Origin of the sequence: Pseudarthrobacter sp. CCNWLW207, assembly GCF_037203945.1 — a bacterium.
Taxonomy (GTDB): Bacteria; Actinomycetota; Actinomycetes; order Actinomycetales; family Micrococcaceae; genus Arthrobacter.
This window is the reverse complement of the sequence record NZ_JBBCBS010000015.1, coordinates 45,244-71,577: the sequence shown is the minus strand read 5'-3', so window position 1 is coordinate 71,577 and position 26,334 is coordinate 45,244. Positions and strand designations below refer to the sequence as shown.

The following is a 26,334-nucleotide window of genomic DNA, read 5'->3' as shown; positions in this document are numbered from 1 at the left end:
GACGCCGGCTACGACCGCGCCCTCGACGTCGCCAAAGAACGCGGCGTCCGCATCCCCATGAACGAGACAAACTAACCAGGCCCCAACCCCCAACTAGGTAGCAGCAGGTGTTGTTATGGGACGCGAAAACGACATCTACTGCTACCTAGTTGGGGCAGCCCGACTTTGAAAGAATCAGCCCATGATTGAAATCGACGGCCGGCAACTGGCCTTGGCGGACATCGCCAAGGTGGCGGCCGGGGGCATGAAGGTGACACTGACGCCGTCGGCCGCTGAACGGATGGCTGCATCCCAGCGGTCGGCGCGGGCAACCGCCCTCATGCGGCCCGTCTACGGACGCTCCACTGGCGTTGGCGCCAACCGCTCCGTCACGTTGGATGCGACCGGCACGGGAGCGGATACACATGGACTGAATCTCCTTCGCAGCCATGCCGTGGACGCCGGGCGGAGCCTCGACCGCGAAACCGTGCGGGCGATGCTGGTGATCAGGCTCTCCCAACTGGCGGCAGGTGCCTCCGGAATCAATCCGGCCATCGCCGAGGCGCTGGTAGGGATGTTGAACCAAGACGCCTTGCCGGAGGTCCGGGAATTCGGCGGAATCGGCACGGCCGACCTGCCGGCCCTGGCCGGGACGGCGCTGACGCTCCTTGGCGAGCGGCCAACCATGGGCGGCAGCCTCATCTCCGGCGCCCTCGACGGCTGGGCCACGGAGGATGCCCTGCCGTTCATCAGTTCCAGCGCGCTCACCGTCGCCCAGGCCGTGTTGGGCCATCAGAAACTTGCGGTCCTGCTGGAGAACCTCACGCTTGTGAGCGCTTTATCCTTCACCGCGATGTCAGGCAATCCGGAGGCGTTCAGCCCCGAGGTGGCCCGGGCGTCCGATTCGCCTGCCGTGGCGGATATGGCGACGACACTTCACGGGCTGGTGGCTGGGACCGGCGTGCCCGCCCGGATCCAGGATCCGTACTCCCTGCGCACGTTGCCGCAAGTCCTCGGGGCGGTCTCGGAGGAGCTTGCCGCCCTTAAATTGCTCCTGGACCAGCTTGTGGTTGCCGGCCACGAGAATCCGTTGGTCTTCGGCTCCGACGCGGACGGGAGCAACGGGGTGGCCCATCACGGCCTTTTCCAGATGACAACCCTTGCCAGGCGGGTGGACGCCCTGCATTTGGCCCTGGGGACGGCCTGCGCAACCAACCTCCGCCGGATAGACCTGCTCTGCGACCCCTCGTTCACGGGTCTCCACCGGTTCCTTGCGGCCGACGATGCCGGCCAATCCGGCGTCATGATGCTCGAATATGTGGCGGCCGCCGCCGCGGGGCTTATGCGCGCCAACGCCCAGCCCGCGAGCTTGCAGACGGTGGTCCTGTCCTTGGGCGCCGAGGAGGACGCCAGCTTCGCCAGCCTGGCGACCTCCCGGCTGGACTCCACCGTCCAGGCGCTGACGACCATGACGGCCGTGGAACTGGTGTGTTCAGCGCGGGCCCTGCGCATGCAGGGACGCGAACCGTCCGAGTTCAGCAATCCACGGCTCAGGAGAACCCTCGAAACCGGATTCACGCTGCCGGCCGCCAGCCAGGACCGCGACCTCCGCCCCGACGTCGATGTGGCCTCGAAACTCGTCCTGTTGCCAGCCTTGGGAAACAACATTCAAGAGGCCGGGACCGGCGAGCTGGGCTGACCGCCGGCCGTTACCTACGCCACGAGGTTGCTGGCGGCGGTGTCCATGTGCTCACGGATGGTCTTGCGGGCCAGCGAGGCGTCGCCGGTTTCTATGGCAGCCACGATGTCATGGTGGCGGTCCACGCTCATGTTCCTGACGCCCTTTTCCAGGCCGGCGAACATGATGGACATCCGGATTGACCCTTCCAGCGACTCCCACGTGTGCAGCAACGTCTCGTTCCCGGTCAACCGGCAGAGGGTGCGGTGGAATTCAAGGTCCGATTCCACCCGTTTCTGCAGGCCTTCCTTTTCGGCGGCCTTCATCGCGTCGATTGCCGCGCGCAGGGCGGTGATCACGGTCTGCCGGTCGGGAAGTTCGCACAGGGTTCGGGCGGCGAGCGATTCCAGTGCGGCGCGGACGGCGTAGATGTCGCGGATTTCCTTCTCATCCAGGTGCCTGACTGAGAGGCGTCCCCGCGGCCCGGCTGAGAGGAGTCCTTCCTGTTCCAGCTGGCGGAGCGCCTCGCGCAGGGTGCCGCGGCTGATCCGCAGCATCTCGGAGAGTTCGGTCTCCACCAGGTGCCTGCCGGGTTCCAGTTCGCCGCTGGTGATGGCTGTGCGCAGCGCGGCAAGCGCCTGTTCGCGGAGGCTTTTCTTCTCGAGCCCCAGAAGGGATGCTGCTAGTTCAGTCATCGGAGGATCCTCAGTGTTAGGGGTCGACTGTTTACAGTGGCGTGTTAACAGTCGATTCTACGGCAGAAGCGCGGAGCAGCTTGGACTTGCTCCGCGCTTCTGCAGGTGCGTCAGCCCAGTTCGGCCAGCACCTTCGCCACAATCTTCTGGACCGAGAGCCCGTAGCGTTCGTGCAGGGTGGGAAGGGCGCCGGCGGCGAGGAATTCATCCGGCAACGCCACAGGCACCACTCGTTTGCCGAGCCCGGCTGTGACCACGGCGGATGCCACGGTCTCGAACAGGCCACCCATGATGCTGTGGTTTTCGAGCGTGACAGCGAGGCGGTCCGTGTTGATCTCCGCCAGGACAGTTGCGGCGTCGAAGGGCTTGATCGTGGGGGTATGCACGACGGCGACATCCACGTTGTGTGCCTCCAGCGCCTTGGCTGCCTGGAGCGCCCGCATGGTCATCAGGCCGGAGGAGATGAAGACGACATCGTTGCCCGGGCGCAGGACCTTGGCCTTGCCCAGTTCAAACGTGTACCCGTATTCGTCCAGGACGGTGGGCACTTTGCCGCGGAGGAGCCGCAGGTAGGTAGGTTCGTCGCTGGCGGCGAGCTGAGGCACGGCCTGCTCGATATCGATCGAATCGCATGGGTCCACGATGGTCAGGTTGGGCATGCCGCGGAAAATCGCCATGTCCTCGGTGGCCTGGTGGCTGGGGCCGTACCCGGTGGTCAGGCCCGGCAGGCCGCCCACGATATTAACGTTGAGGTTGGGCTCGGCGGCGTCCAGGCAGAGGAAGTCGTACGCCCGGCGGGCAGCGAACACAGAATAGGTGGACGCGAACGGCACCAGCCCGGTCTCTGCCATGCCCGCAGCGGCACCGAACAGCAGCTGCTCTGCCATGCCCATCTGGAAGAACCGCTCGGGGAAGGCCTGGGCGAAGATGTGCATGTCCGTGTACTTGCCCAGGTCCGCGGTGAGCCCAACGATCTTGTCGTTTTCCTGCGCGGCCTTGACCAAGGCGTGTCCGAACGGAGCGGACGCCGTCTTCTGGCCCGGGTCCGCGAAGGACGCGATCATGGCCGAGGTTTTCAGCTTGGGTGCGGCTGTGCCTGTCGAAGCTGTAAGGGTACTCATCGGGCGTCCTTTCCTTCGTATCCGGCGGTCAACTGCTCGCGGCAGGTCTGCCATTCGTGTTCTTCGATGCGCATGAAGTGCGCCTTTTCCCGCTCCTCGAGCAACGGGACGCCACGGCCCACCTTGGTATCGCACAGGATCACGGAAGGACGTCCGACGGCGGCGGCCTGGGCAGCTGCATTGTCGAACGCTGTGAGCAGCGCGCCGACGTCGTTCCCGTCCACCCGCTGGGTGTACCAGCCAAACGATTCCCACTTTTCGGTGACCGGCTCGGTGCGCAGCACTGTGTCCGTTTTCCCGTCCGCCTGCAGGGCGTTGATGTCCACCATGGCGGTGAGGTTTCCCAACTGGTGGTGGTAGGCGCCCATCGCCGCCTCCCAGGTGGAGCCTTCGTCCAGTTCACCGTCAGAGAGGAAGTTGTAGATCCTGGCCCCGGAGCCCTGGTACCTCAGGCCCAGGGCCATGCCCACTGCAACGGTGAGGCCGTGTCCCAACGACCCACCGGAGATTTCCATGCCCGGCGTGTACGTGGCCATCCCGGACATCGGTAGCCGGGAATCGTCCGAGCCGTACGTCTCCAGTTCCTGAACCGGGATGATTCCGGCCTCAGCCAGTGCGGCGTACAGGCCGATGGCGTAGTGGCCGGTGGAGAGCAGGAACCGGTCCCGGCCCTCCCACTCCGGCTCGGCTGCCCGGAAACGGAGCTGGTCGGCATAGACGGTGGCCAGCATGTCGGCTGCACCGAGGGCCTGGCCCACGTAGCCCTGGCCCTGGACCTCGCCCATGTCCAGCGCGTGGTGCCGGATCCGGTAGGCGGCTGCCGCGGTGGCAGCGACTCGTTCTGTGGGGTTGCTTCTCATGGTTTCCTGCATTTCGGTGACGGGTTTTTCGTGAGTGGTGGTCATTTAGACGTTCACCGACTGCGGGGTGCTTTTGGTGGCCTCATCCGCGAGCTGGCGCTCGCGCTTGCCCCAGGTTTCGCGGGTGACGAGGGCGGCCCAGAGGCCCACGCCTGCGTAGAAGCTGAAGAGGAGCGCGGGGCCCATCCAGCCCAGAGTGACAAACAGGAGCGTGGTGACGAAGGGCGTGAAACCGGAGACCATGGCGGAGATCTGGTAGGCCAGGGAGGCGCCGGAGGAGCGGGTCTTGGCCTGGAACAGCTCAGGGAACCATGGGCCCTGGGCACCGGCGAGGGAGTTCTGGCAGACGGCGTAGGAGATCACGATGGTGGCGATGACGAAGATGAACAGTCCGGTGTTGACCAGCAGGAACATGGGGATGCCGAACAGCGCTGCGAAGGCGGTGGACCAGACGTACAGCGGCCGGCGGCCGATCCTGTCCGTGAGCCGGGCCCAGGCCATGGTGGCGAAGATGCCGATGAAGGAAGCGATGCACAGGGCCACGAGCGTCTGGGTCTTGTCCGCGAGCTGCTGGGTGTGCAGGTAGGAAATCATGTAGGTGATGGACACCGCGTAGCCGGCGGTCTCGGCGATGCGCAGGCCGATGCCGCGGACGATGCTGCGCCAGTCGGTCTTGATGACTTCCATGATGGGGTTCTTGACGATGGAGCCGCTGTCCTTGACCTCGTCGAAAACCGGGGATTCCGGAACCTTGGAGCGGATGATCAGGCCAACTGCGACCAGCACGATGCTCGCGAGGAACGGGACGCGCCAGGCAAGCTCGCCGCCGAGGTTCACGCTCACCAGGAAGACGAGGTTCGCCAGGAGCAGTCCGACGGGGAAACCGGCCTGGACGATGCCGGTGTACTTGCCCTTGGACTTCCACGGTGCGTGTTCGTAGCTCATCAGGATGGCGCCGCCCCACTCGGCGCCGAACGCCAGGCCCTGGACAACGCGGACGAAGACCAGGAGTGCCGGCGCGAGGAGGCCCACCTGCTCATAGGTAGGGAGCAGGCCGATCAGGAACGTGGCCACGCCCATGAGGATCAATGAGGCCACCAGAACGGGTTTGCGGCCCACCTTGTCGCCCAAGTGCCCGCCGATAATGCCGCCGATCGGGCGGGCCGCGAAGCCAACGCCCAGGGTGGCGAACGCCGCCAGGGTTCCGGTGACCGGGTCACCTGTGGGGAAGAATGCCGTGCCGAAATACAGGGCCGCGGCGGTACCGAAGCCGATGAAGTCGTACGTCTCAATGACGGCACCAACACCGGAGCCGATGGCGACGCGCTTGGCGTCTTTCGTCCCGTGGACGTGGCCGCGCATTTTCAGAGCTTCATTGCTCATGGAGTGGATCCCTTTCGAAGAGCGAGCGGAGCGTCAACGCCCCGGCACTGTCGACTGTTAACACATGATACGCCCAGTGTGACCCGCATCATTCACGATGTCAACAGTCAATGTTGGAGGTTGACTGTTAACACTCTCCCACACTACAGTGATTCATGTCACCACCGCTCATCAGAGGATCAAACAACGATGTTCAACCCCAGGATTGGCTGTTCGTCCATCAGCTTCCGGCACCAGGACCTGCCCACGGCGCTGCGCACCATCAGCGACCTGGGCTTCCACGAGATCGATCTCGGTGCGCTCCCGGGCGTCTGCAACCACGTTCCCTATGAGCTGGATATGGCGGCCGTCGAGGCCGTTACAGGCGAAGTTGCGGCCTCAGGACTGCTGGTCCGCTCCGTCAACGGGGACATCGGAGACCTCAACGCAGTGCTCGACGCAGGTGCCCGTGACGCCCGCGAACGTCACCTGGAGGCGTTGCTCACCCTCACGGCCAACACCGGCGCGAAGGCCCTGGTCCTGCCATGCGGAGCGCTCAGTCACCACCCCGTCCGCGGCCTGGACGAGGACCTGGACCTGGTGGCCGCCCAACTCGCATGGGCCGGACAGCGGGCGGCGGAGTTCGGCGTCGAACTGTGGACCGAGTCCCTGCACTTCCTGCGGCTCTGCTGGAATCTTGAGCGCGCGGAACTGCTGGCACAGCGACTGGCGGGTACCGGCGTCGGGATTGTCATGGACTTTAGCCACATCGTGGCTGCCGGGGAAGACCCCCTGGAATACATCCGCCGGCACCAGGGGCTCATCTCCCACGTCCACCTTCGCGATGCGGTGCCTGGAAACATCAACCTCAGCATCGGTAACGGGGAGGCCGACTTCGCAGCCGGCGTCAATGCCCTCGCGGCGAGCGGCTACGCCGGCCATTTCTCGCTCGAACTGGAAACAAGGGACGTCACCCACGACGAACGCCCTGCGGCCACCGCCAAGGCCGCCAGCTATTTCACCGACCTTCTCTAACCGTCGACTGCTCCGTAGACGCCCTTTTGGACCCCCAAAACGGCGCTTAGGGAGCACTCGATTCCATCACCAGACACAACACCCCCGCAAAGAAGCAACCAAGGAGCATCATGAGCAACACCATCCAGCGCACCGCCGTCCTCACCGGAGCCACCTCCGAGCGCGGCATCGGCATCACCACCGCCCGCCGCTACGCCGCCCAGGGCTGGGCTGTGGTAGTCCTGGACCTCGACGGCGAAAAGTCCGCAAAGGTCGCAGCAGAAATCGGCAACGAGTTCAACGTTCCGGCCTTCGGCTACGAAATCGACGTCGCCAACGAAGACTCCGTCAACACCGCCTATCAGGCCGTGAAAGCCGAAATCACCGCCGGGACCCTTCCGGCCGTCGGCGCCCTCGCCAACATCGCGGGCATCACTTCCCCCGTGCCGTTCCTGGAAACCACCCTGGACCTCTGGAACAAGGTCATGGCCGTGAACGCCACCGGCACGTACCTCGTCACCAAGGCCTTCCTGCCGGACATGATCGAGAACGGCTGGGGCCGCATCGTGAACATGTCCTCCGTCTCCGCCCAGCGCGGCGGCGGCGTGTTCGGCAAGGTCCCCTACTCCGCAGCCAAGGCAGCCATCCTCGGCTTCACCAAGGCACTGGCCCGCGAAATCGGTTCCACCGGCGTCACGGTCAACGCCATCACCCCGGGCGCCGTGGACACCAACATCCGCGTGGGCAGCACCGAGGAGCAGGAAGCAGCCATCAACGCCGGCATCCCGCTGGGCCGCAACGCCACCACCGAGGAAATCGCCGCCGTCATCACCTTCCTGTCCTCCGAAGACTCCGCCTACCTGACCGGCACCACCATCGACATCAACGGCGGCAGCCACATCCACTAGGCGCCGTCCCGGCCCGCCAGTCCAGACCGACGAGCCAGTCCAGACCAGCCAGAGAGTCAACGATGACCAGGATTTTCAACGACCCCTCAGAATTCGCCGAAGAGGCCCTTGCCGGGTTCTGCGACCTCCATGCGGAGTACGTGCGCCAGGTACCCGGCGGCGCTGTCCGCCGTCGTCGTCCGGCGCAGCCCAAAGTGGCTGTGCTTGCCGGAGGTGGCTCCGGCCACTACCCCGCGTTTGCCGGCCTTATCGGAAGCGGCTTCGCCGACGGCGCCGTGGTGGGTAACATCTTTACCTCGCCGTCCGCACAGCAGGCGTATTCCGTGGCCAAAGCCGCGGACTCCGGGGCGGGGGTGGTGTTCACGTACGGCAACTATGCCGGGGACGTCATGAACTTCGGCATGGCCAGCGAGCGCCTTGCTGCGGAAGGCATCCAGGTTGAGAACGTGCTGGTCACCGACGACATCGCCAGCGCACCGTCCACCGAATCTGAAAAGCGTCGCGGCATCGCCGGAGATTTCACGGTCTTCAAGATCATGGGAGCGGCGGCGGAGGCGGGAGCCAGCCTGGCCGAGGTCGTGCGTTTGGGGCGCAAGGCCAATGGCAGGACGCGCACCATGGGGAGCGCCTTTGGCGGCTGCACGTTCCCGGGTGCAGCCGCTCCCCTGTTCACGCTGAAGGATGGGCAGATGGGCCTCGGACTGGGCATCCACGGGGAGCCCGGGCTGTTCGACACGGACCTGCCGTCCGCGAAGGTCCTCGGCCAGGAGCTCGTTGCACGAGTGCTGGCCGAGGCGCCAGCGGACGCCGGCAACCGGATCGCGGTCTTGCTCAACGGCCTTGGTTCCACCAAACATGAGGAGCTGTTTGTCCTCTGGCTCACGGTGGCCCCGCTGCTGCGCGAAGCCGGCTACACGCTGGTGATGCCTGAGGTCGGCGAACTGGTCACCAGCCTGGACATGTCCGGCGTTTCGCTCACGGTCACCTGGCTGGACGATGAGCTCGAAGCGCTCTGGACGGCCCCCGCGGAAACTCCTGCCTACCGCCGCGGCAGCGCAGCTTCGGCTACCACCGAATTTAGTGCTGAAACGTTCGATGGCGGCGCTGAAGACGTTCTGTTCGAGTCCGACGGCGACTCCCGCGCTTTCGCGGTGAGCTGCGTCTCCGCGCTCGAAGCCGCCCGCAGTTGGCTGTACGCCGCGGAGGCGGAGCTCGGCGCCTTGGATGCGGTGGCCGGAGACGGTGACCACGGACGTGGCATGGTGCGCGGCGTTGATGCCGCAGCGGACGCGGGTGCGGCCGCCGCTGCCAAGGGGGCAGGCGCCGGCTCGGTCCTGGTCGCCGCCGGAGATGCGTGGGCAGACAGGGCCGGCGGCACGTCGGGCGTCCTGTGGGGCGCCGGGCTGCGGGCCTTTGGTGAAACCCTGGGAAACCACAGTTCACCTGACGCCGACAGGCTGGCGGCGGCGGTTACCGCGTTCGCGGCGCGGATCACTGACCTTGGCAAGGCGGACCTGGGTGACAAGACCATGGTGGATGCCCTGCTGCCCTTCGCCGAGACCCTGCGGACGCTCATAGCGGAAGGCGCTCCAGCGACGGACGCCTGGACCGCTGCGGCCCGGAAGGCAGTTGAGGCGGCAGAGGGAACAGCCTTCCTGCGGCCGCTGAAGGGGCGTGCCAGGCCCCTTGCGGAGAAGAGCGTGGGCACCGCCGATCCCGGCGCCACCTCCCTGGCCATGATCTTCACCGTGATGGGTCCGCACCTCACAGGTGACCAGGCCGCCAGTGCCGCTGCCACCTCCGCCCAGAAACCGGTCGGAGCAAGGGCATGAAAATGGAAGGACAACCCATGGGGCTGCGCGTCATCGTGGGAGCGGACGAAGCCGGCGTTGGTTACAAAGACCGTATCGCGGAGGATCTGCGCGCCGATCCACGCGTCAGCGAAGTCCTCGACATCGGCGTCAACACCTCCGACTCCCCTGAGGACTTCACCAAGCCCTATCCCTATGTGGGCATCGCGGCAGGCGAGCTGATCCGGGACGGCCGGGCAGACAGGGCCATCCTTTTCTGCGGCACCGGGATCGGAGTGGCGCTGGCCGCCAACAAGGTGGAGGGCATCCGCGCGGCCACAGCGCACGACCCCTTCTCCGTGGAACGCTCCGTGCTATCCAACAACTGCCAGGTCCTCACCATGGGCCAGCGCGTGGTTGGCGTGGAACTGGCCCGGAGGCTGGTCCGGGAGTGGATTGGCTACACCTTCGACCCCACGTCAGCCTCTGCCGGCAAGCTCAAAGTCCTGGCGGACTTCGAAGCCTGTTAGGCAGGGACCAAAACATGGCACTTCATCTGCAGCACGACTGGGTTCCCGTCCTGGGCCGTACCGTGGAGATCAGGCACTGGAACACTACGGTTCGGGCGGGCAGGGTGGACGCAGTCACTGACGATGGCCAAATGCTTTGGCTGGCAGCGGACGGCCACTATCCGCGCTGCCTGTTCGAGCGGTCCCAAGGGTATCAAGTGTGGATCCAGTATTCCTGGGAAAGGGCGTAGTGGTGCTGCCGGGCAGCCAACGCCCCGCCCGCAGCCATTGCCCCACCCGCTGCCGCTACGGCGCCAGCCGGTAGCCCACGCCGCGCACCGTTTCGATCCACAGCGGTGCCCTTGAGCTGTCGCCCAGGCGCTTGCGCAGGTTTCCCAGGTGGACCTCGACGGCGCGTTCCTCGCCGGCAGTGACGAACGAGCCGGTGTTGTAGGGCTCGTTCCGGAGCCTGCGGACCAGGTCGGCCTTGGTCTGCACCACGCGGCCGTTCTCCATCAGCACCAGGAGAAGGTCGAACTGGGTGCGGGTCAGGTCCAGCGGTACGCCGTGGATGGCGGCGGAACGGGATCCTTCGTGAAGTGTCAGGCCCTTGTGCTCAAAATCGCACAGCACGGCGGACGCTGCGTGCGGGGGCAGAGGTACGACGGCGGCAGCAACAGCAGGTGCCGCCGCCTGCTGGCCCCCGCGGGGCCGGGACGCCGGCATCCGTTCCCCGGAGGCGGACATTATGGCCCGCGGACGCCTAAGCATCGCAGCGATCCTGGCACGCAGTTCCCGCGGACGGAACGGCTTGGTGAGGTAGTCGTCCGCGCCGGCCTCGAAGCCCATCAGCGCATCCGCTTCTTCCACCCTCCCGGTCACGATGATGAGGTAGGCGTCGCTGAAGGTCCGGATCCGGCGCGAGGCCTCGATTCCGTCAAAATCCGGCAGCCCAACGTCCATGGTGACAATGACGGGATCATGTTCCCGCACGGCTGCCACGCCTTCCAGGCCGGAGGAAGTTTCAAAAACGGAAAAACCGGACTGCAGGAGAACCTCCTTCAGAGATGTCCTGATGTCGTCGTCGTCTTCAACAACAACAGCAACGCCCCGCTCCACCATGCATGCCCCCAAATAAGTCTTGACTACCTGCGCCCGCTAGCCCACCATCCAAGCTATTTCATGTTCTATTCGCAGACATAAACCACGCGGATTGGTTTTTCAGGGCTCGGAAGAGGAAGTTCTATGGAGTGAGCCTACACACCGTTTTCGAAGCATATTTCAAATTGTTAGATTATTGCGTCTTTCTTGAGAATTGCTCAATATTGCGTATTTCTTGAGGGTTTGATCCACTCAAATTAATCGCATTTAGGCTATTGCGCTATGTGACTCATGTGACTGATGATCATCCTGTGCTCAATGGGGGCGCAAAGCTGCTCGCTGGGGAGCACGATGTAAGGGGCACTGCATGGCACCTTTTCGGTTACCTGTCTCACGATCAACCCGCCACTTGAGGCCGTTGGCCCTACTGGCAGCGTCGGCCTTGGCTATGCTGGCGTGCATGCCATCCGCCCAAGCTGCCGAAACCACGCCACCGGACCCAGGCCCGGCCGGAGGTTTTTCCTGGCAGGGCTTCAACTGGGAAAAGCGGTTCTGGGGCGGGGCGCCGCAGTACAACAAGGCCTTTGACGCCGCCAACGTCAGCAACCCCGACGCAAACGGGTATGTCACGCTGAAGCTGACCAACCCGACGGGCGAGGCTCCGGTGGGCGCTGAATTCCAGTCCACCCGGCAGGGGTTCGGTTACGGAACCTACAGCACCACCGTGGAGAAGAACCTCAGCGTCCTGCAAAAGGAAGTGGTCTGGGGCTGCCTCTTCACCTACGATCCTCTCGCAGAGCCGGGCTACAACGAGATCGACCTCTGCGAAGCGTCGGCCTGGGGCGGCGGCGCCGCCTATGGCGAATCGTGGCCGGTCAGCCAAGGCCACGGATACTGGTTCGACGCCACGAAGCCTCCAGGCCAGGGCAACAACACGGTGACCTTTGATGTCACCGCCAGCCCCGTGACCACGCACCGCATGGTGTGGGAGCCCGGCAAGCTGACCTTCGAAACCTACGCAGGCGAGGGCTTCGCCGGCGCCCTCCTCAAGCGCACCGTCCTGCAGGGCACCACGGTTCCCGTGCCGGCCAAGGAGCAGGTCCATTTCAACTTGTGGGTCACGGGCGGCGGTGGCGGGGATCCCGCCCATGTGAAGCCGGAGTCAGTGGTGGTCCGAAACTTCTCGTTCGTCCCCGCAGCCACCACACCGCCTCCGCCGCCGCCGTCGGCCATCAAACTGTCCGCCACCACCACTAAAGCGAACGGCGTGAACACCACCACCTTGAAGTGGACCGGAACCACGGGCACCAGCGTCATGCTGTGGATTAACGGCGTCCAGAAGTCCGTGCCCAACACGGGCAGCTACGTCCACAAGTTCAAGGGCGGCAGCACCACAACCTACAAGGTGTGCGACTCCGCCGGATGCTCCAACGTCCTGAGCGTGGTCACCTGACCCGTTCTTCCCCAGTACAAGTGTGGGGCGTCCGGATTACCGGACGCCCCACACTTGGGTTTTTTCGTCAGCTACTGAAACGGAACTGCCTAGGACTTGTCGCCCCGGACCGGAATGATGCGCTTGACCGCCAGCCCCAACGCCAGGAGCGCAAAGGCAGCCAGGGCCAGCCAGAACACGTCACCCGCACCGGTCATGGCGAGGGTTCCGGAACCAATTCCGGCCGCGGCGGGAGCTGCTGGGTTGTCATACATAATCTGTTACCAGGCTTTCTTTCTGTTGAAGGCTGAATCCAGGTACGCCTTCGCATGGACCACCTGCAAGAACAGGTCGATCACCAGCTCGTACATGGTTGCGGCGGCGAGCATGTATTTCCATCCCCGCAGCCGCACCGTGACCACACGTTCGATCACGAAGACACCGGTCACGGCCAGCCAGAAGGGCTGAATAACCAGCCCGGCCCCCGTGCCCAGTGCAAACGCCACCGTGCCGAAGTAGGCCAGCGTCACCAGGACACCCACCATGGCCAGGACCTGCCGGCCCCAGTACGGGCGCGTGACCCGGGTCCAGCCGTACTGCACGCAGTTCTCCACCGCGCCGCGCTTCCACCGGAGCCGCTGCGCCCACAGTTCGCGCCACGTGGGCATTACCTCGGTCACGAGCGTGCAGTCCGCCGGTGATTTGATGCGGTACCGCAGGCTCAGCAGCGCAAACGACAGCTCGTTGTCCTCGGTGAGGACCGAGGTGTCATATACCCCGCCGTGGCCATTGCCCGGCGGCAGGGACCCGTCCAGCCTGGCCGTGATGACATCGCGCAGCGTCCTGGCCCGGAACAGGGCCGCGGTGCCGGTGACCACCAGGCACTTGCCCTTGAGGCGTTTCACGTCGCGGGCGTAGCGTGCGTATTCGTTGCGCTGCAGGTGCCCTACGAACCCTCCTCCGTGCCCGCCCCGGAAGACACCGCCGACAGCGCCAAGCCGGGAATCGCGCTTTAGGTGGGCTACTGCCCGCTCGATGAAGTCGTGGGACAGCTGGGAATCGGCGTCCTGGATGAGGATCATATCCTCGGCCTCGGCAGCGGGCAGGAGTCCACTGAGGGCGAAGTTCAGTGCGCCGGCTTTTTTGTCAGAATTCCCCTCGGTGCGGAGGACTTCGGCGCCCCGTGCACGGGCAATTTCCTCGGTGGCATCGGTGCAATTGTCTGCCACCACAATCACCCTGTCCGGGCGGCGGCTCTGCGATGTGAGGGATTTCAGGGTTTCACCGATGCCGGCTGCCTCATTGTGCGCCGGGATGAGGACCGTAATCACAGGAACACCGGCCCGGTGGCCGCTGTAACTGCAGCCAAAAAATCCCGGGCCGATGCGTGAATGAATGTATGAAATTGTGACGCACTGCGCATTTAGTAAATTGTCCCCACAGAAAAGTTCGAATTCTTATTTCCTTCGAGCATTCCAGCGGCAACTCAATCCATCGGCAGGGAACTGACAACGAAGGCACAAGCTTTGGTAAAGACCGTCTCAACGCACAGTGGCCGCAGCCTGAGGAGGCTGAGGGACCGCAGAGCGCACTGAGGTGCGCGCCGCCGTCGTGCATTTCCCTCGATCCGAAACAAGAGATGGCCGGCGGCGCCGCCAGGGCTCGCAAAGGCGCCCGAATCTTCTACGAAATTTGAGCCGATCTTGAGGCATCCCTTCGGATCCCCTGCAGTTGGCGGTCCACGCTATAAGCATCAGACCACCATCTGCGGGGAAGCAGGAAGAGTCATGGGGAACGAATCAGCTCTGGATGAGGTCATCGCCGTGGGAGGCGTGATCACAGACCAGCATCCGGTCGACTTCCACACCTTGGGGCTTGCCGGCTGCATCGACCGGCTTACCGTGCCCCTCCGTCAGCAAGGGACAGCAGTCCGCTGGGATACTCCGCACTGGGGCATCGAGATCCCGGCGGACTGCGCGTCCCTGCTTTACCAGTCGGCCCGCGAAGCGCTAAGCAACGCGTTCAAATACTCGGATGCTTCCCAGCTCACGGTCCAGCTCGCGGCCGTGGACCACGGCATCCGCCTGGTGGTGTCCGACGACGGTGCGGGCTTTGACTGCCAGCTCGCCGTGAGCGGCCGGCACCACGGCTACGGCCTCAGGCTGATGTCCGTGGCCGTCCATGAGGCCGGCGGCTCCGTGGACATCTACTCCAGCCCCGGCCGCGGCACCTGCGTGACCGTTACCCTTCCACTGGACTAGGACGGAAGCCCGCCGCACTTTGGGGGCGGCGGGCCTCCGTACCTCTAGCGCGACAGCTTCTCGGCGTCGGGTTCGAGATCGCCGATGTGGCCTGGCGCGTTGGCCGCCGTGACCCGCTGGACGAACGCGCAGTACTCCTCCATGTAGTGGCGCAGGAACTTGGCCGTGGCTTCATCCTTGACTTCGCCCTCCTCCCCGAATGCCGCCGGGTTGAACTTGACGTAGGCCTCCGGGGCGTTGAGCTGGGGAGCGTCAAGGAAGCTCAGTACGCTGCGCATGGAGGACTGCATGACCGCCGTTCCGATGCTTCCGGGCGAGGCGCCGATGATCCCGGTGGGCTTGCGTGCGAACGAGTTGGTCCCCCACGGTCGGGATCCCCAGTCGATGGCGTTCTTCAGGGCACCGGGGATGGAACGGTTGTACTCGGGGGACACAAACAGGATGCCGTCAGAGGCCTCCACCGCTTCCTTCAGGGCCCGGCCGGCCGGTGGGAAATCGGCGTCGTAATCGTAGCTGTAGAGCGGCAGGTCCTTAATGGGGATTTCGGTGAACTCGAGGTCGGCCGGGGCCAGGCTGATCAAGGCCTTGGCGAGGGTGCGGTTGATGGAGCCGCGTGCCAGGCTGCCGACGAAGTAGCCGATCTTGTGAGTTGCCATAACAAACATCCTTCCTAACAGCCGGGGGGACCGGCTGGCCGACGGTGCTGTGGTTGGTCAAGCATGGACTTAAAGCACAATGCGTCCCCCAGTCCAGCACAGAAGACCCCCGGCGGCCAGAGCCTCGGGAAGGTCCTTGACACCCCGTCCGGGCAGGCGCTGAATGATCTTTAAGAGGGGATCCACAGCAGCAACCGGGAGCACAGGAGCAGCGGTCATGAACGATAAATTGGGATCGGCACAGCGCATCCACAGCGAAGCACCGGCCGAAGGGGACGAACTGGCGGATCCCACCGACCTCCGGATGCATTCCCAGGAACCCGCCGAGGGCGCGGACATCGAACCTGAGGCCAAGCCTTAATTACCCGACCAACTCCTGAGTGGGTCTTGCGGTACCCCGTTCATTCCAGTTAGGTTGAATCGATACAAGAAACCGCTTTCCCACGTCGCATCGAGGCGCGTGCCAGGAGCGGCTTCCCAGCGGAATTGGACATGATGACTGTAAACACCACTGTCGGGTGGCTCGACGGCGAAGCACCCCTGGAACTCAGCGGCGGAACCACGTGGGGCATGCCGTTCGCCCGCGGAACGGTGGCCAGCGCCGATGCTGTGGCGGTCCGGGACTCCTTCGGGCAGCCGGTAGCCAGCCAGGCCTGGCCGCTGGCCACGTGGCCTGATGGCTCACTCAAGTGGGCGGGCATTGCCCTGCCGGCCACGGACTCCCCGTCCCGGGAGTACGAAGTGACGCACGACGTCGGCACCGCACCGGCCGCGGGCAGCTCACCGGGGGTCACCGTCGCGGAGCGCAATGACAGCATCACGGTGTCCACAGGCACGCTGGAAATGGTCATCAATCGCAGCGGTTCCACCCTGTTCAGCTCACTCTCCCGTGGCGGAACCACAGTGGCTTCCGACGGACGCCTGGTCAGCCTGCTTCAGGACGGCATCGCGGACGGCGCCGGCTCAGTCAGCCGGGAGGGATTCACCGGCGAGGTCACCGCCGTCGTGCTTGAACAAAGCGGCCCCGTCCGCGCAGTGGTGCGGCTTGAAGGTATGCACCGGCCGGACTCGCCCACGAGCGAGAAACGGGACTGGCTGCCGTTCGTGGTTCGGTTCTACTTTTACGCGGGGGCGCGGAGCGTTCGGATGGTCCACTCGTTCATCTGGGACGGCGACGCCGAGCAGGACTTCCTCGCCGGGCTCGGCGTGCGCTTTACCGTGCCGCTCCAGAGCGAACTCCATGACCGGCACATCCGGATCGCCGGCGCGGACGGCGGCTTCCTGGCCGAGGCCGTGCGCGGGCTGACCGGCCTCCGTCGCGATCCCGGCGAGGACGTACGCCGGGCGCAGCTGGCGGGCCGCCCCACCCCTCCCCTGGCCGAATGGAACGAGGAGGTCTCGGGCAGGCTGCACCTCATTCCCGCCTGGAACGACTTCACGCTCAGCCAGCTAAGTGCCGACGGCTTCGAGCTGCGCAAACGCACCGCGGCGGGCCATGCGTGGGTGGGCATTTCCGGCGGAACCAGGGCGGCGGGCTTCTGCTCCCTGAGCGATACGCGAGGCGGACTGGGCGTGGGGATCCGTGACTTCTGGCAGTCGCACCCGGGACAGCTGGACATCCGGAATGCTGCCACGGACGGCGCGTCGCTGACGGCCTGGCTGTACTCCCCGGAGGCCCAGCCGATGGACCTGCGTTTCTATCACGACGGCCTGGGCCAGGACACCTTCGAGGAACAGCTCGAAGGCCTGGAAATTACGTACGAGGACTATGAACCCGGCTTCGGCAACCCCGCTGGCATTGCCCGCACACATGAGTTAACTCTGTTTGCCTACGGCTTCACGCCAGCCACGGAAACCCTCGCCGCCGATGCACGGGCAGCCTCCGTGCCTGCGCTGCTCCAGGCCACCCCGGAATACCTCCACTCAGCGCGGGTCTTCGGTGATTGGGCCCCGGTGGACCGCAGCACTCCGGCGCGGGCCGAGCTTGAGGACAGGCTGGATTTCCTCTTCGACTTCTACGCCGGCCAGGTGGAGCAGCGCCGCTGGTACGGCTTCTGGAACTACGGGGACGTCATGCACACCTACGACTTCGACCGGCACGTGTGGCGGTACGACGTCGGCGGCTATGCCTGGGACAACTCGGAGCTCTCCCCGGACCTGTGGCTCTGGTATTCGTACCTGCGCTCAGGCCGGGCAGACGTCTTCCGCTTCGCCGAAGCCATGACCAGGCACACCGGCGAGGTGGACGTCTACCACCTCGGCCCCTGGAAGGGCCTTGGCTCCCGCCACAATGTCCAGCACTGGGGCTGCAGCGCCAAGCAGCTGCGCATCAGCACGCCCGCCTACCGCCGGTTCTACTACTACCTGACGGCGGACGAACGGACCGGGGACCTGCTGTCCGAATTGGTGGACAGCGACCAGAACTTCCTGGGGTTGGACCCGGTCCGAAAAGTAAGGCCCGACGCCGACACCTACCGGCCGGACCGGAATGCCCTGGGCGTGGGGCTGGGCACGGATTGGGGTTCGCTGGCGGCCACGTGGCTCACCGACTGGGAGCGCACCGGGAACCCCCGCTCCCGCGACCGACTGCTGGGGACTATGGCCGACATCGGCGCCCTGAAGTACGGATTCCTCACGGGCGAGGCGCTGTACGACCTGGATCAGGGAAGGTTCGACGCCGGCCGGGAAAGGATCCAGGTCTCCCACCTTTCAGCGGTGTTCGGGCTGGTGGAAATCTGCAGCGAACTGGTGGACCTGGTCCCGGACGAGGCCTTCGAGCGGGCGTGGTTGCAGTACTGCCGGCTGTTCCTGGCCACCGAGGAGGAACAGATCGACGCCGTGGGGCAGCCGCTGCCCGGAATCTACCTGACGCAGGCCCACAGCAGGCTCAGCGCCTACGCAGCCGCCCGGCTCCGTGATCCGGATCTGGCGGCCCGGGCGTGGGAGAGCTTCGCCGAAGGCGGCGAGCATCTCAACCACGAAAACGCCTTTACCCTTCAGAACATCGAACCGCCGTATGTGCTGCTCCCGGTGGACGAAGCACCGACTGTTTCCACTAACGACGCCTCCCAGTTTGGCCTGGCGGTGATCCAGAACCTGGCACTGATCGGGGACCACCTCCCCCGCTGAGCAACCCGGCACCGCGCACCAAACCCAGCCCCCGCCGTCGTACTTCCGCCCGACTTCCCGCCGCACGCAACCCAGCCTCCCGCCGTCGTCCCATCCCAACTAGGTAGAAGCAGATGTCGTTTTGGCGCCTCATAACGACATCTGCTGCTACCTAGTTGGGGTCTGGCCGTGGGCTCCGCCGGAAGGTATGGTAAGCATGCTGATGAATTTTTTGTTCTTTCATCAGCTCCGGTTCCAATCGAAGGAGACGTTGTGAGCACGAAAGTGGAAAAGCGCATTCTGGTGAACGTACCGGTCAGCACGGCCTACAACCAGTGGACGCAGTTCGAGGAATTTCCCCACTTCATGGGCGGCGTCAAGAGCGTTAAGCAGCTCAGTGATGACCGGCTGGAGTGGGTGGCCGAGATCGCGGGCGTCCGGCGCCAGTGGACCGCAAAGATCCTGGAACAGATCCCTGACCGCAGGGTTGCCTGGGCAGCCACCGAAGGAGCCACAAACGCCGGCGCCGTGGAATTCGAAGATGTCGGCGGCGGCCAAACATCCCTACGGCTGACCCTGGAATACGATCCCGAGGGTTTCGTTGAAAAAGTGGGCGACAAGCTCCACGTGGTTGACCGCCAGGCCGAAGCCGACCTGAAGAGGTTCAAGGAATTCATCGAGGACGAGGGCTACGCATCCGGCGCCTGGCGGGGGTCTGTGGGCGAAGGCGCTGCTGTGGGCACCCCGGGCGTGGAGGACGCAGCGGCCTCCCGCGGCGATTCAGGCAAGGCAGGATTCTCCGGCAAAATGGCAGCAGCGGCAGGGGTGGCGGCGGCCGCAGGCGCAGCCGCAGCCATGAGCGCGGGTACTAACAAGGACGCCCACGAGGCCCGCGACGTCACCGCACCGGACGCCGTTCCGGCAGAGCCAGTCACTGTGACACCTATCCCGGCAGAACCGATGTCACCCGTCTCACCTGCGGGCACGACGGCGGCAGACGCCTCCTCGGGTTCGCTCGCCGATCTCGGGGACGACAGGAGCGGGCATGCGTTCGACCAAACCAACGGCCTGGTGGACACCGAGGGCGAGTCCGACGAAACAGCCGAAGGTGAGCGGTACAGCGAAGGCGAACGTCGCGAAGAGGACAACCGCCCGGGCGGGCTTCCGCCCGTAGGAGGAGGCCTCGGACAGCACTGACGGGCGCCCCCGCGGGGCAATCCGTGGCTCTGGTTCACCGCCTCCAACGGCGCTATGTTAAGCCTACTGATGACCCCCTGGACCTTCATCAGATTCGGTTCCAGTCGAAGGAGACGTTGTGGGCACGAAAGTGGAGAAACGGATTGTTGTCGACGTACCGGTGGGCACTGCGTACAACCAGTGGACCCAGTTTGAGGACTTCCCCCATTTTATGGGCGGTGTGGAAAGTGTGACCCAACTCAGCGATGACAGGCTGAGATGGGTGGCGCACATCGCCGGAGTCCGCAGGCAGTGGGAAGCCAGGATCATCGAACAGATCCCGGACCACAGGGTGGCCTGGGCGTCCACTGAAGGTGCCACCAACTCAGGCGCCGTGGAGTTCCAGGATGCCGGCGGGAACAAGACCCAGCTGACGCTCACCTTGGAATATCAGCCCGAGGGCATGGTGGAAAAGGTGGGCGACCTGCTTCACGTGGTGGCCCGGCAGGCGGAGCATGACCTGAAAAAGTTCAAGGAGTTCATCGAACACGAGGGCCATGCCACCGGTGCGTGGCGGAAGTCCATCCCCGCGACAGAATCCGTGGAAGGCGGGACGGGTGCGGCAGGGCCCGAATTCAACAGGTTCGCGCACCCGTTCGACCAGACCAACGGACTGGTGGATATTGAGGGCGAGTCGGACGAAACGGCCGAGGGCGAGAACTACAGTTCCTCGGAACGGAAGCACCGGCATGACCGCGACGACCGCTTCCTCCCGCCCAATCCCAACCTTGGATCGCTCTGAACCTGCCTGCCCGAGCCGCCACACGCCGTCGGGCGTTCCAGATGCAAAAGCACCGCCAGTTTCCCGGGGGAAGCGGGCGGTGCTTTTGGGCTGACGGCTGCTACTCGCTGCCCCCTACATAGGTGACGGCGGGCATCGCCGGGGTTTTCATGCCTTCGCCGATGAAGAAACCCGGGTGCGGCGGCTGGTTGTAGGCCACGTTCTCACGGGCCACTGCCGTACGGTACACGGGGTCGTGCATCAGCGTGCGGAGACGGACTTCGGTGGGAGCCGTAGTGGTGTAGATCCGCAGTTCAGTGCTGTCCGACGACGGGAAGGCCAGTTCCTCGCGCCAGTCACCCAGCAGGTCTGCCTGCAGCGACGGGTTGCCCTTGGTGTGGTTGTTGCTGCGGGCGCCGGTGGCTGTCAGCAGCCGGTCGCTGGATTCGGTTTCCCAGTTCCACTTGGAGATGGTGGGCACGCCGACGCCGGCAGTGGCATCGAAGTCATGGTCCACGATCTCGCGCAGCAGGTCCCCGTCCCACCAGGCCAGGAAGTTCGCGGCCGGGATTTTCTCCGCGATCAGCACGCCCTTGGCGGACATCAGCTGCCCCCGCGGGGAGTTCCAGGAGGCGTCGCCGCCCACGGCCCAGCCTTCGGCCCCGGCGTACCGCGGATCAATGTCGCCGGCGGCTCCACGCCCCGTGTCCCTGATGGCCGGGATGCTCCAGAGGACTTCGCCGGTGGCGGCGTCACGGAAGGTGGCTCCGCGGTTGCCGCTCTGGCTCATGCTCTCGTGCACCGCGAAGGTTTCCAGTCCGGGCCGCGACGGGTCCAGATCAGACGTGTGGATGGCGTCGCCGTGGCCCAGCTTGGTGTTGTAGAGGGGCGCGCCGTTGTCGTCGATGGTCATGGAACCGAAGACGAATTCGTCCTTGCCATCCTGGTCGACGTCGGCCACGGACAGGTTGTGGTTGCCCTGGCCCTTGTACTCGGCGCCGGCGACGTCGGAATCGAACTTCCAGCGCTGCTTCAGCTTGCCGTCCACCAGGTCGTAGGTAACCAGGACCGTGCGCGTGTAGTAGCCACGGCTGAACATCATGGAGGGGTGTTCGCCGTCGAGGTAAGCCACGCCGGCAAGGAACCGGTCCACCCGGTTGCCGTAGCCGTCCCCCCAGGCGGAGACGTTGCCGCGCGGCGGATCGTAGGCGACGGTGTCCATGATGGTGCCGGTTTCGCCCTTGAAAACGGTGAGGAACTCGGGGCCGGAGAGTACGTAACCGGCGCTGTTGCGGTAATCCGCGGCCGGATCGCCGATGACCGTTCCGGCGCCGTCGCGAGTGCCGTCGGCGGTCTTCAGGGAGACTTCAGCTTTGCCGTCGCCGTCAAAGTCGTAGGCCAGCAACTGGGTGTAGTGCGCCCCGGCACGGATGTTTCGGCCGAGATCGATGCGCCAGAGCTTGGTGCCATCCATCTTGTAGGCATCCACGTAAACGTTGCCGGTGTAGCCGGACTGCGAGTTGTCCTTGGCGTTGGACGGGTTCCAGAGCTGGACGATCTCATAGGCGCCGTCGCCGTCCAGGTCAGCCACGGTGGCATCGTTGGCGGTGTAGGTGTAGGCCGCCCCGGCGGGCGTGACGCCGTCCGCCGGCTTGTCCAGCTTGATGGCGAGGTAGTTCTGGGCGAGCGGGCTGAACTCCCCGGTCACGACCTGATCCAGTCCGTCGCCGTTTCCCACTGCCCGAATGACGTACTTCGAGGTTGCCGTTCCGGCGGGGTCGACGTAGGTGGTGCTGTTGCGGACCGGGTCCGCGGTGAGCTGGACGCCGTCGCGGATTACATGGAAGCCGATGCTGTCAGGATCCAGGCCCAGCATCCGCCAGCTGACGGTGACGCCTTGGTCCGTGAGGACCGCTACGGGGGCGCGATCCAGGCTTTCGACCTGACGCTTCTGCACGTTCAGCCCGGACTGTTCAGGCAGGGGTGGGAGGGTGGGAGCCGCCTGAGCCAGCGGTACACCGGTGAGGGCCAAGGCAGCTGCGGCCAGGGTTGCTGCGGCAGCCAAGGGCGCCGTTTTCCGTATCTTTTTGGGTCTCGTGGGTAGGGAATATTTCGCGGGGTATGCCAAAGAACATCTCCTTTGATGCTGGCGGCAGCTGAGTCTGCCACACGGTCGTTTTTGTAACGTTTCATTCCGACGCCGAACGAGCACTTCCGGATTTCCCTGGAGGTTTCGGAGTGGAAAGAAAGCGCTTTCCGCCCCTAAGGTTTATCAGGGCATGAGAAGGTCGGTCAAGGCCTTCACGATCAAATATGGGAGAAATTGTTCCGTTTCGTTTCGATCTTGCCGGGGGCGGCCTCAGGTAGCCTTGGGGTTTCGCCAGCCAGGTGGTCGTGCTCGAGGCGGGCGAGTTCCACCGCGGGCATGGAAGCTTCGGCCCAGTCCTTGAGCCCATACACCACGCCAAGGAGCGAGCGGCCCAGCGGGCTCAGTTCATAGTCGGTGCGGACCGGGACCGAGGCTGTTACGTGGCGCAGCACCAGGCCGTCCCGTTCCAGCGAACGAAGCGTGGAGGTCAGCATCTTCTGGCTGGCCCCCGCAACCCTGCGCCGCAGTTCGCTATGCCGGCGCGGGCCTTCGGCGAGTTCCAGCAGCACCAGGGTGACCCACTTGCTGCTGATGGTCTCCAGGAGTTGCCGGGCGGGGCAATGCTCCAGCGCGGCGTTATACGTGGCCCGATGCTGCAGGTGCTTCTGTTCGGCCGTGAGGCTCATCTCTACGTCCCCCATCGTGTTCCGGCATGAAGCACCAGATTAGCTGCGGACCCGCTGGCAAGGCACGTCCAGGTGCCATAGGCACTTCAAAGTGCCTTCTTACGAAGGCACCGCTTGCCCGCGAAGATCAGTTAAGCAATCCCGGCACTTTCGAAAGGACACCCATGCCCACCCTCCTCCATATCAATGCGTCTCCCCGCGGTTCCCACAGCAGCTCGCTGAAGCTGGCCCGCACGTTCATCGACTCCGTCCGGGAGTCCTCCGGCAGCGACGTCGGCGTAGAGACCCTGAATCTGTTCGATTCCGGTGCGCTCCCGGAGTATGGCACCACGGCCGCCGACGCCAAGATGGCCATCTTCACCGGGCAGCAGCAAACCAGCGAGCAGACGCGCGCCTGGGACGAGGCCCGGGCGGTGTTCGACCAGTTCGCAGCCGCGGACGCGTATGTCTTCAACATCCCCATGTGGAACTCCGGCATCCCTTACGTTCTCAAGCAGTGGATCGACGTCGTTACCCAGCCGGGCTGGAGCTTCGGCTTCGATCCCCAGGCCGGCTACACCGGGCTCATGACGGGCAGGCAGGCCGTGGCCATCCACACCAGCGGGGTCTACGCGCCGGGCGTTCCTCCGGCGTTCGGCCGGGACTTCAGCAGCACCTTCTTCGCCGACTGGCTGGAATTCGTGGGCATTCAGGATGCCACCCATGTCCGCTTCGCACCCACGGTGCTGGGCTCCGATCCTGAGCAGGCACGCCTGCTCGCGGTGTCAAAGCTCGACGCCGCCGCGCCGGCATTCGCGGCCAGGCTGGCCGCCGCAGGGGTGCTGCAGCCCGCGGCCGGCTGACTGCGGACCACATTCATTCCGCAGTCCTGCCACAGTCCCGGCCGCCATGACTGGACACGGCGGCCGGTACTGTCTTAGCGTCGAAGCATGACCCGCCTGCCCGGCGGGCTCCAGCGCTGAAGCAGTACGGCGCCCGCGTAACGCCGAAAGTGAGCAACTGTGCCTGCCACCCATTTTGAACGTTTCCTGGCTGAATCCGTGACGCCGCAGCGGGACTCTGGAACGGGATTGGGCCGCGATGAGCTCTATGGCCTTTATACGAGCTGGTGCCTGATCAACCACGTTGAACCCCAGGATCCGCCTTCCCTGTGGAAGGCCCTCAAAGACCATGGAATCACTGCCGAACACAACAACCTGAACATGACCGGGCCCGCTGCCGCGGACTACATCGTCGCCAGCGCCCCGGACCTCGTCTGAGGTTTCACGGCATCTCCGGATTATTCCCGCGAAAGCCCTGAAATATCTCCGTGGGCACCGCTGTTGGCCCGGACATGACAACAATCGGAATCATCGGAGCAGGACACATCGGAAGCCAGGTTGCCCGGAAGGCGGTGGCGCTCGGCTATGACGTGGTCATCAGCAACTCGCGCGGGCCGGAGACCCTCACGGAACTGGTAACGGAACTGGGCCCTAAAGCCCGGGCCGCGACCCCGGCGGAGGCAGCGGCGGCAGGTGATTTCGCCGTCGTCACCGTTCCGCTGAGGAACTACCGGGACATTCCCGTGGCGCCGCTGGCTGGCAAGATCGTGATCGACACCAACAACTACTACTGGGAGCGGGACGGGCACATTCCCGCACTGGACAACGGCGAGGCCACCACCTCCGGACTGCTTCAGGAGCACTTGTCCGAATCCAAGGTGGCCAAGGGCTTCAACCACATCATGGCCAAGGACATCACCACGGACGGCACGCCCACCGGAACCGAAAACCGCCGCGCCCTCGCCACGGCCAGCGACTACCCCGAGGCCGCCGAACTGGTGACCCGGCTATATGACGAGTTCGGCTTCGACACCGTTAACATCGGCCTGCTGTCCGAGAGCTGGCGCGTGGAGCGGGACCGCCCGGCCTACGTGATCCGGCAGACCGAGGCTGAGCTGAAGGAAAACCTGGCTAACGCCCCGCGAACCATCTAGCGCCCCCGGTCAATCCAGGCAGGACACCCAAAAACTGGCTGGCAGCAGACGTCACGAAATCCATTCTTGACGACGCCTGCTGCCAGCCGGTTGGGGCTAATCAGTCCTACAGGCGTGCCGGGACCAGGACCACCTCATATTCGGTGTCCGGAAGCAGGAACTGGGCGTTCACTGCCGCAAGCGTGTTGCCGAACAGGGCAGCCGTCGCTGGAGTATTGAAACTGGTGCTGGTGATGACATCCTCGACAACGCCGGACGAGAAATTATTGGCGAGGTCGATCCGGCTGATCTGGTCCGAGAAGTTCTGGACAGCCCAGAGACGCTGGCCCTGGACCAGGATGCCGTCCACGTTTGGAACGCTTACCCCTTCAACGAGTGCGCTGGCGCCGGTGTCCGGGTTGACCGTGTAGATCTCCCCATTACCCGAATGGGACACAAACAGCACCCGGCCGCCCTTGGCCGAGGCAATGCCGTTGAGGTTGAACTGGTCCCCTGCGTCGGCCGCGGGACCGCTCAGCGGAAGCGTCACAACATCACCCAGTTCACCGCGGTGGCTGACCGGAACGAAGTACAGCTCGGCAGCGGCGGAATTCGTGAACCATGCCCCGTCCGGGGTGAGCGCGACGTCGTTGATGAAGCCTGGTGCGAGCGGGATCTCCGCTACGAGTTCCAGCGTCGCCGTGTTGTAAACGTAGGCATTGCCGCCAGCCCCACCAGCTACGAACAGCAGATTGCTGCCGGCATCAAACTTCATTCCTACAGCCATTCGGTCATCCGGACCGTCAATGATCTTCGTGGCGATTCCGGTGCGGATGTCGCCCTGGAAGATGTCGCCGGTGGCCAGTTCCCCGGCGTAGAAGGTGGTTCCCCGGCCGGCGGCGATCCCCTCGGCGGAGTTGGCACCGTCGAGCACGATGACGCCGGAAGGCGGCGCCGCGGTGGCGGGCAGGGACGGCGTGAGCAGTGCCATTAAGGCGATGAACGCGATGGCGGTACGGCGTTGTACTGTTCGGCGCATGATGCTTCCTCGGTTGGACTGATCCGCGCGGGGCAACAGACGGCATCAACAGGCGGCAGGCTCCGCACGATGGTCCTGCCAGTTTAGGCACCGCCGATGCCCCTGACCAGAGGCTTTGTACTGGATGCGGAAGGG

26 protein-coding genes are annotated in these 26,334 nt (G+C 64.8%); 15 read left to right on the top strand and 11 right to left on the bottom strand.

Annotated elements, in window-relative coordinates:
* The first annotated feature begins 181 nt into the window (after nt 1-181).
* Nucleotides 182-1,678, top strand: coding sequence for an aromatic amino acid lyase (locus V9L17_RS19495; protein ID WP_337352576.1), 1,497 nt, complete (start codon nt 182-184; stop codon nt 1,676-1,678).
* Nucleotides 1,679-1,692: 14 nt separating this feature from the next.
* Here V9L17_RS19495 and V9L17_RS19490 read toward each other — a convergent pair whose 3' ends face one another.
* From V9L17_RS19490 to V9L17_RS19475, 4 genes are all read right to left on the bottom strand, one after another.
* On the bottom strand, nt 1,693-2,352 hold the full coding sequence (locus V9L17_RS19490; RefSeq protein ID WP_337352575.1) for a GntR family transcriptional regulator: 660 nt from the start codon (nt 2,350-2,352) through the stop codon (nt 1,693-1,695).
* Between the two features lie 110 nt (nt 2,353-2,462).
* Nucleotides 2,463-3,473 (bottom strand): transketolase family protein, encoded by a 1,011-nt coding sequence (locus tag V9L17_RS19485; protein ID WP_337352574.1) that lies wholly within the window; start codon nt 3,471-3,473, stop codon nt 2,463-2,465.
* Nucleotides 3,470-4,345 (bottom strand): transketolase, encoded by an 876-nt coding sequence (locus tag V9L17_RS19480; RefSeq protein ID WP_337352579.1) that lies wholly within the window; start codon nt 4,343-4,345, stop codon nt 3,470-3,472. Before V9L17_RS19480 ends, V9L17_RS19485 begins: the two co-directional genes overlap by 4 nt.
* A gap of 33 nt (nt 4,346-4,378) precedes the next feature.
* Nucleotides 4,379-5,716: an MFS transporter gene (locus V9L17_RS19475; protein WP_337352573.1), complete on the bottom strand. Its 1,338-nt coding sequence runs from the start codon at nt 5,714-5,716 to the stop codon at nt 4,379-4,381.
* Between the two features lie 189 nt (nt 5,717-5,905).
* Between V9L17_RS19475 and V9L17_RS19470 the strand changes: the two genes are divergently transcribed.
* The 5 genes from V9L17_RS19470 (at nt 5,906) to V9L17_RS19450 (ending at nt 10,167) form a co-directional block, all read left to right on the top strand.
* The gene (locus V9L17_RS19470) at nt 5,906-6,730 is read left to right on the top strand and encodes a sugar phosphate isomerase/epimerase family protein (protein ID WP_337352572.1); all 825 of its coding nucleotides are present in this window, start codon (nt 5,906-5,908) and stop codon (nt 6,728-6,730) included.
* A 110-nt stretch (nt 6,731-6,840) separates the two neighbouring features.
* On the top strand, nt 6,841-7,617 hold the full coding sequence (locus V9L17_RS19465; RefSeq protein ID WP_337352571.1) for an SDR family NAD(P)-dependent oxidoreductase: 777 nt from the start codon (nt 6,841-6,843) through the stop codon (nt 7,615-7,617).
* A gap of 62 nt (nt 7,618-7,679) precedes the next feature.
* The gene (locus tag V9L17_RS19460; protein ID WP_337352570.1) at nt 7,680-9,449 is read left to right on the top strand and encodes a dihydroxyacetone kinase family protein; all 1,770 of its coding nucleotides are present in this window, start codon (nt 7,680-7,682) and stop codon (nt 9,447-9,449) included.
* Nucleotides 9,446-9,937, top strand: a complete 492-nt coding sequence (locus tag V9L17_RS19455) for an RpiB/LacA/LacB family sugar-phosphate isomerase (protein WP_337348962.1) — start codon at nt 9,446-9,448, stop codon at nt 9,935-9,937. Before V9L17_RS19460 ends, V9L17_RS19455 begins: the two co-directional genes overlap by 4 nt.
* Before the next feature lie 14 nt (nt 9,938-9,951).
* A complete protein-coding gene (locus V9L17_RS19450) occupies nt 9,952-10,167 on the top strand; it encodes a hypothetical protein (RefSeq protein ID WP_337352569.1) in 216 nt (71 codons plus the stop codon).
* A 55-nt stretch (nt 10,168-10,222) separates the two neighbouring features.
* On the opposite strand, the gene V9L17_RS19445 is transcribed toward V9L17_RS19450, so the two are convergent.
* Complete coding sequence (locus V9L17_RS19445; RefSeq protein ID WP_337352568.1) at nt 10,223-11,038, bottom strand: response regulator transcription factor; 816 nt, start codon at nt 11,036-11,038, stop codon at nt 10,223-10,225.
* A gap of 439 nt (nt 11,039-11,477) precedes the next feature.
* Here V9L17_RS19445 and V9L17_RS19440 point away from each other — a divergent pair, with 439 nt between their 5' ends.
* A complete protein-coding gene (locus V9L17_RS19440) occupies nt 11,478-12,470 on the top strand; it encodes a hypothetical protein (protein ID WP_337352567.1) in 993 nt (330 codons plus the stop codon).
* Nucleotides 12,471-12,559: 89 nt separating this feature from the next.
* On the opposite strand, the gene V9L17_RS19435 is transcribed toward V9L17_RS19440, so the two are convergent.
* The gene (locus V9L17_RS19435) at nt 12,560-12,724 is read right to left on the bottom strand and encodes a hypothetical protein (protein ID WP_337348958.1); all 165 of its coding nucleotides are present in this window, start codon (nt 12,722-12,724) and stop codon (nt 12,560-12,562) included.
* A 6-nt stretch (nt 12,725-12,730) separates the two neighbouring features.
* A complete protein-coding gene (locus tag V9L17_RS19430) occupies nt 12,731-13,780 on the bottom strand; it encodes a glycosyltransferase family 2 protein (RefSeq protein ID WP_337352566.1) in 1,050 nt (349 codons plus the stop codon).
* 456 nt (nt 13,781-14,236) lie between these two features.
* Between V9L17_RS19430 and V9L17_RS19425 the strand changes: the two genes are divergently transcribed.
* The gene (locus V9L17_RS19425) at nt 14,237-14,710 is read left to right on the top strand and encodes a sensor histidine kinase (protein ID WP_337352565.1); all 474 of its coding nucleotides are present in this window, start codon (nt 14,237-14,239) and stop codon (nt 14,708-14,710) included.
* Between the two features lie 44 nt (nt 14,711-14,754).
* Here the strand turns inward: V9L17_RS19425 and V9L17_RS19420 are convergent, their stop codons facing one another.
* Nucleotides 14,755-15,366: an NADPH-dependent FMN reductase gene (locus tag V9L17_RS19420; RefSeq protein ID WP_337348955.1), complete on the bottom strand. Its 612-nt coding sequence runs from the start codon at nt 15,364-15,366 to the stop codon at nt 14,755-14,757.
* A gap of 217 nt (nt 15,367-15,583) precedes the next feature.
* Between V9L17_RS19420 and V9L17_RS19415 the strand changes: the two genes are divergently transcribed.
* From V9L17_RS19415 to V9L17_RS19400, 4 genes are all read left to right on the top strand, one after another.
* Nucleotides 15,584-15,727, top strand: coding sequence for a hypothetical protein (locus tag V9L17_RS19415; RefSeq protein WP_337348954.1), 144 nt, complete (start codon nt 15,584-15,586; stop codon nt 15,725-15,727).
* 131 nt (nt 15,728-15,858) lie between these two features.
* Nucleotides 15,859-18,495: an exo-rhamnogalacturonan lyase family protein gene (locus tag V9L17_RS19410; protein ID WP_337352564.1), complete on the top strand. Its 2,637-nt coding sequence runs from the start codon at nt 15,859-15,861 to the stop codon at nt 18,493-18,495.
* 252 nt (nt 18,496-18,747) lie between these two features.
* On the top strand, nt 18,748-19,671 hold the full coding sequence (locus V9L17_RS19405; RefSeq protein ID WP_337352563.1) for an SRPBCC family protein: 924 nt from the start codon (nt 18,748-18,750) through the stop codon (nt 19,669-19,671).
* 118 nt (nt 19,672-19,789) lie between these two features.
* Complete coding sequence (locus V9L17_RS19400) at nt 19,790-20,452, top strand: SRPBCC family protein (RefSeq protein WP_337352562.1); 663 nt, start codon at nt 19,790-19,792, stop codon at nt 20,450-20,452.
* Nucleotides 20,453-20,552: 100 nt separating this feature from the next.
* Here the strand turns inward: V9L17_RS19400 and V9L17_RS19395 are convergent, their stop codons facing one another.
* Together V9L17_RS19395 and V9L17_RS19390 are read right to left on the bottom strand one after the other, a co-directional pair.
* Complete coding sequence (locus V9L17_RS19395) at nt 20,553-22,559, bottom strand: rhamnogalacturonan lyase (RefSeq protein WP_337352561.1); 2,007 nt, start codon at nt 22,557-22,559, stop codon at nt 20,553-20,555.
* Between the two features lie 179 nt (nt 22,560-22,738).
* Nucleotides 22,739-23,206: a winged helix-turn-helix transcriptional regulator gene (locus V9L17_RS19390; RefSeq protein ID WP_337352560.1), complete on the bottom strand. Its 468-nt coding sequence runs from the start codon at nt 23,204-23,206 to the stop codon at nt 22,739-22,741.
* Nucleotides 23,207-23,370: 164 nt separating this feature from the next.
* Here V9L17_RS19390 and V9L17_RS19385 point away from each other — a divergent pair, with 164 nt between their 5' ends.
* The 3 genes from V9L17_RS19385 (at nt 23,371) to V9L17_RS19375 (ending at nt 25,181) form a co-directional block, all read left to right on the top strand.
* The gene (locus V9L17_RS19385) at nt 23,371-24,048 is read left to right on the top strand and encodes an FMN-dependent NADH-azoreductase (protein WP_337352559.1); all 678 of its coding nucleotides are present in this window, start codon (nt 23,371-23,373) and stop codon (nt 24,046-24,048) included.
* Nucleotides 24,049-24,207: 159 nt separating this feature from the next.
* Nucleotides 24,208-24,465, top strand: coding sequence for a hypothetical protein (locus V9L17_RS19380; protein WP_337348947.1), 258 nt, complete (start codon nt 24,208-24,210; stop codon nt 24,463-24,465).
* Between the two features lie 74 nt (nt 24,466-24,539).
* On the top strand, nt 24,540-25,181 hold the full coding sequence (locus tag V9L17_RS19375) for an NADPH-dependent F420 reductase (RefSeq protein ID WP_337348969.1): 642 nt from the start codon (nt 24,540-24,542) through the stop codon (nt 25,179-25,181).
* 106 nt (nt 25,182-25,287) lie between these two features.
* On the opposite strand, the gene V9L17_RS19370 is transcribed toward V9L17_RS19375, so the two are convergent.
* Nucleotides 25,288-26,199: a hypothetical protein gene (locus tag V9L17_RS19370; RefSeq protein ID WP_337352558.1), complete on the bottom strand. Its 912-nt coding sequence runs from the start codon at nt 26,197-26,199 to the stop codon at nt 25,288-25,290.
* Between the last annotated feature and the right edge of the window lie 135 nt (nt 26,200-26,334).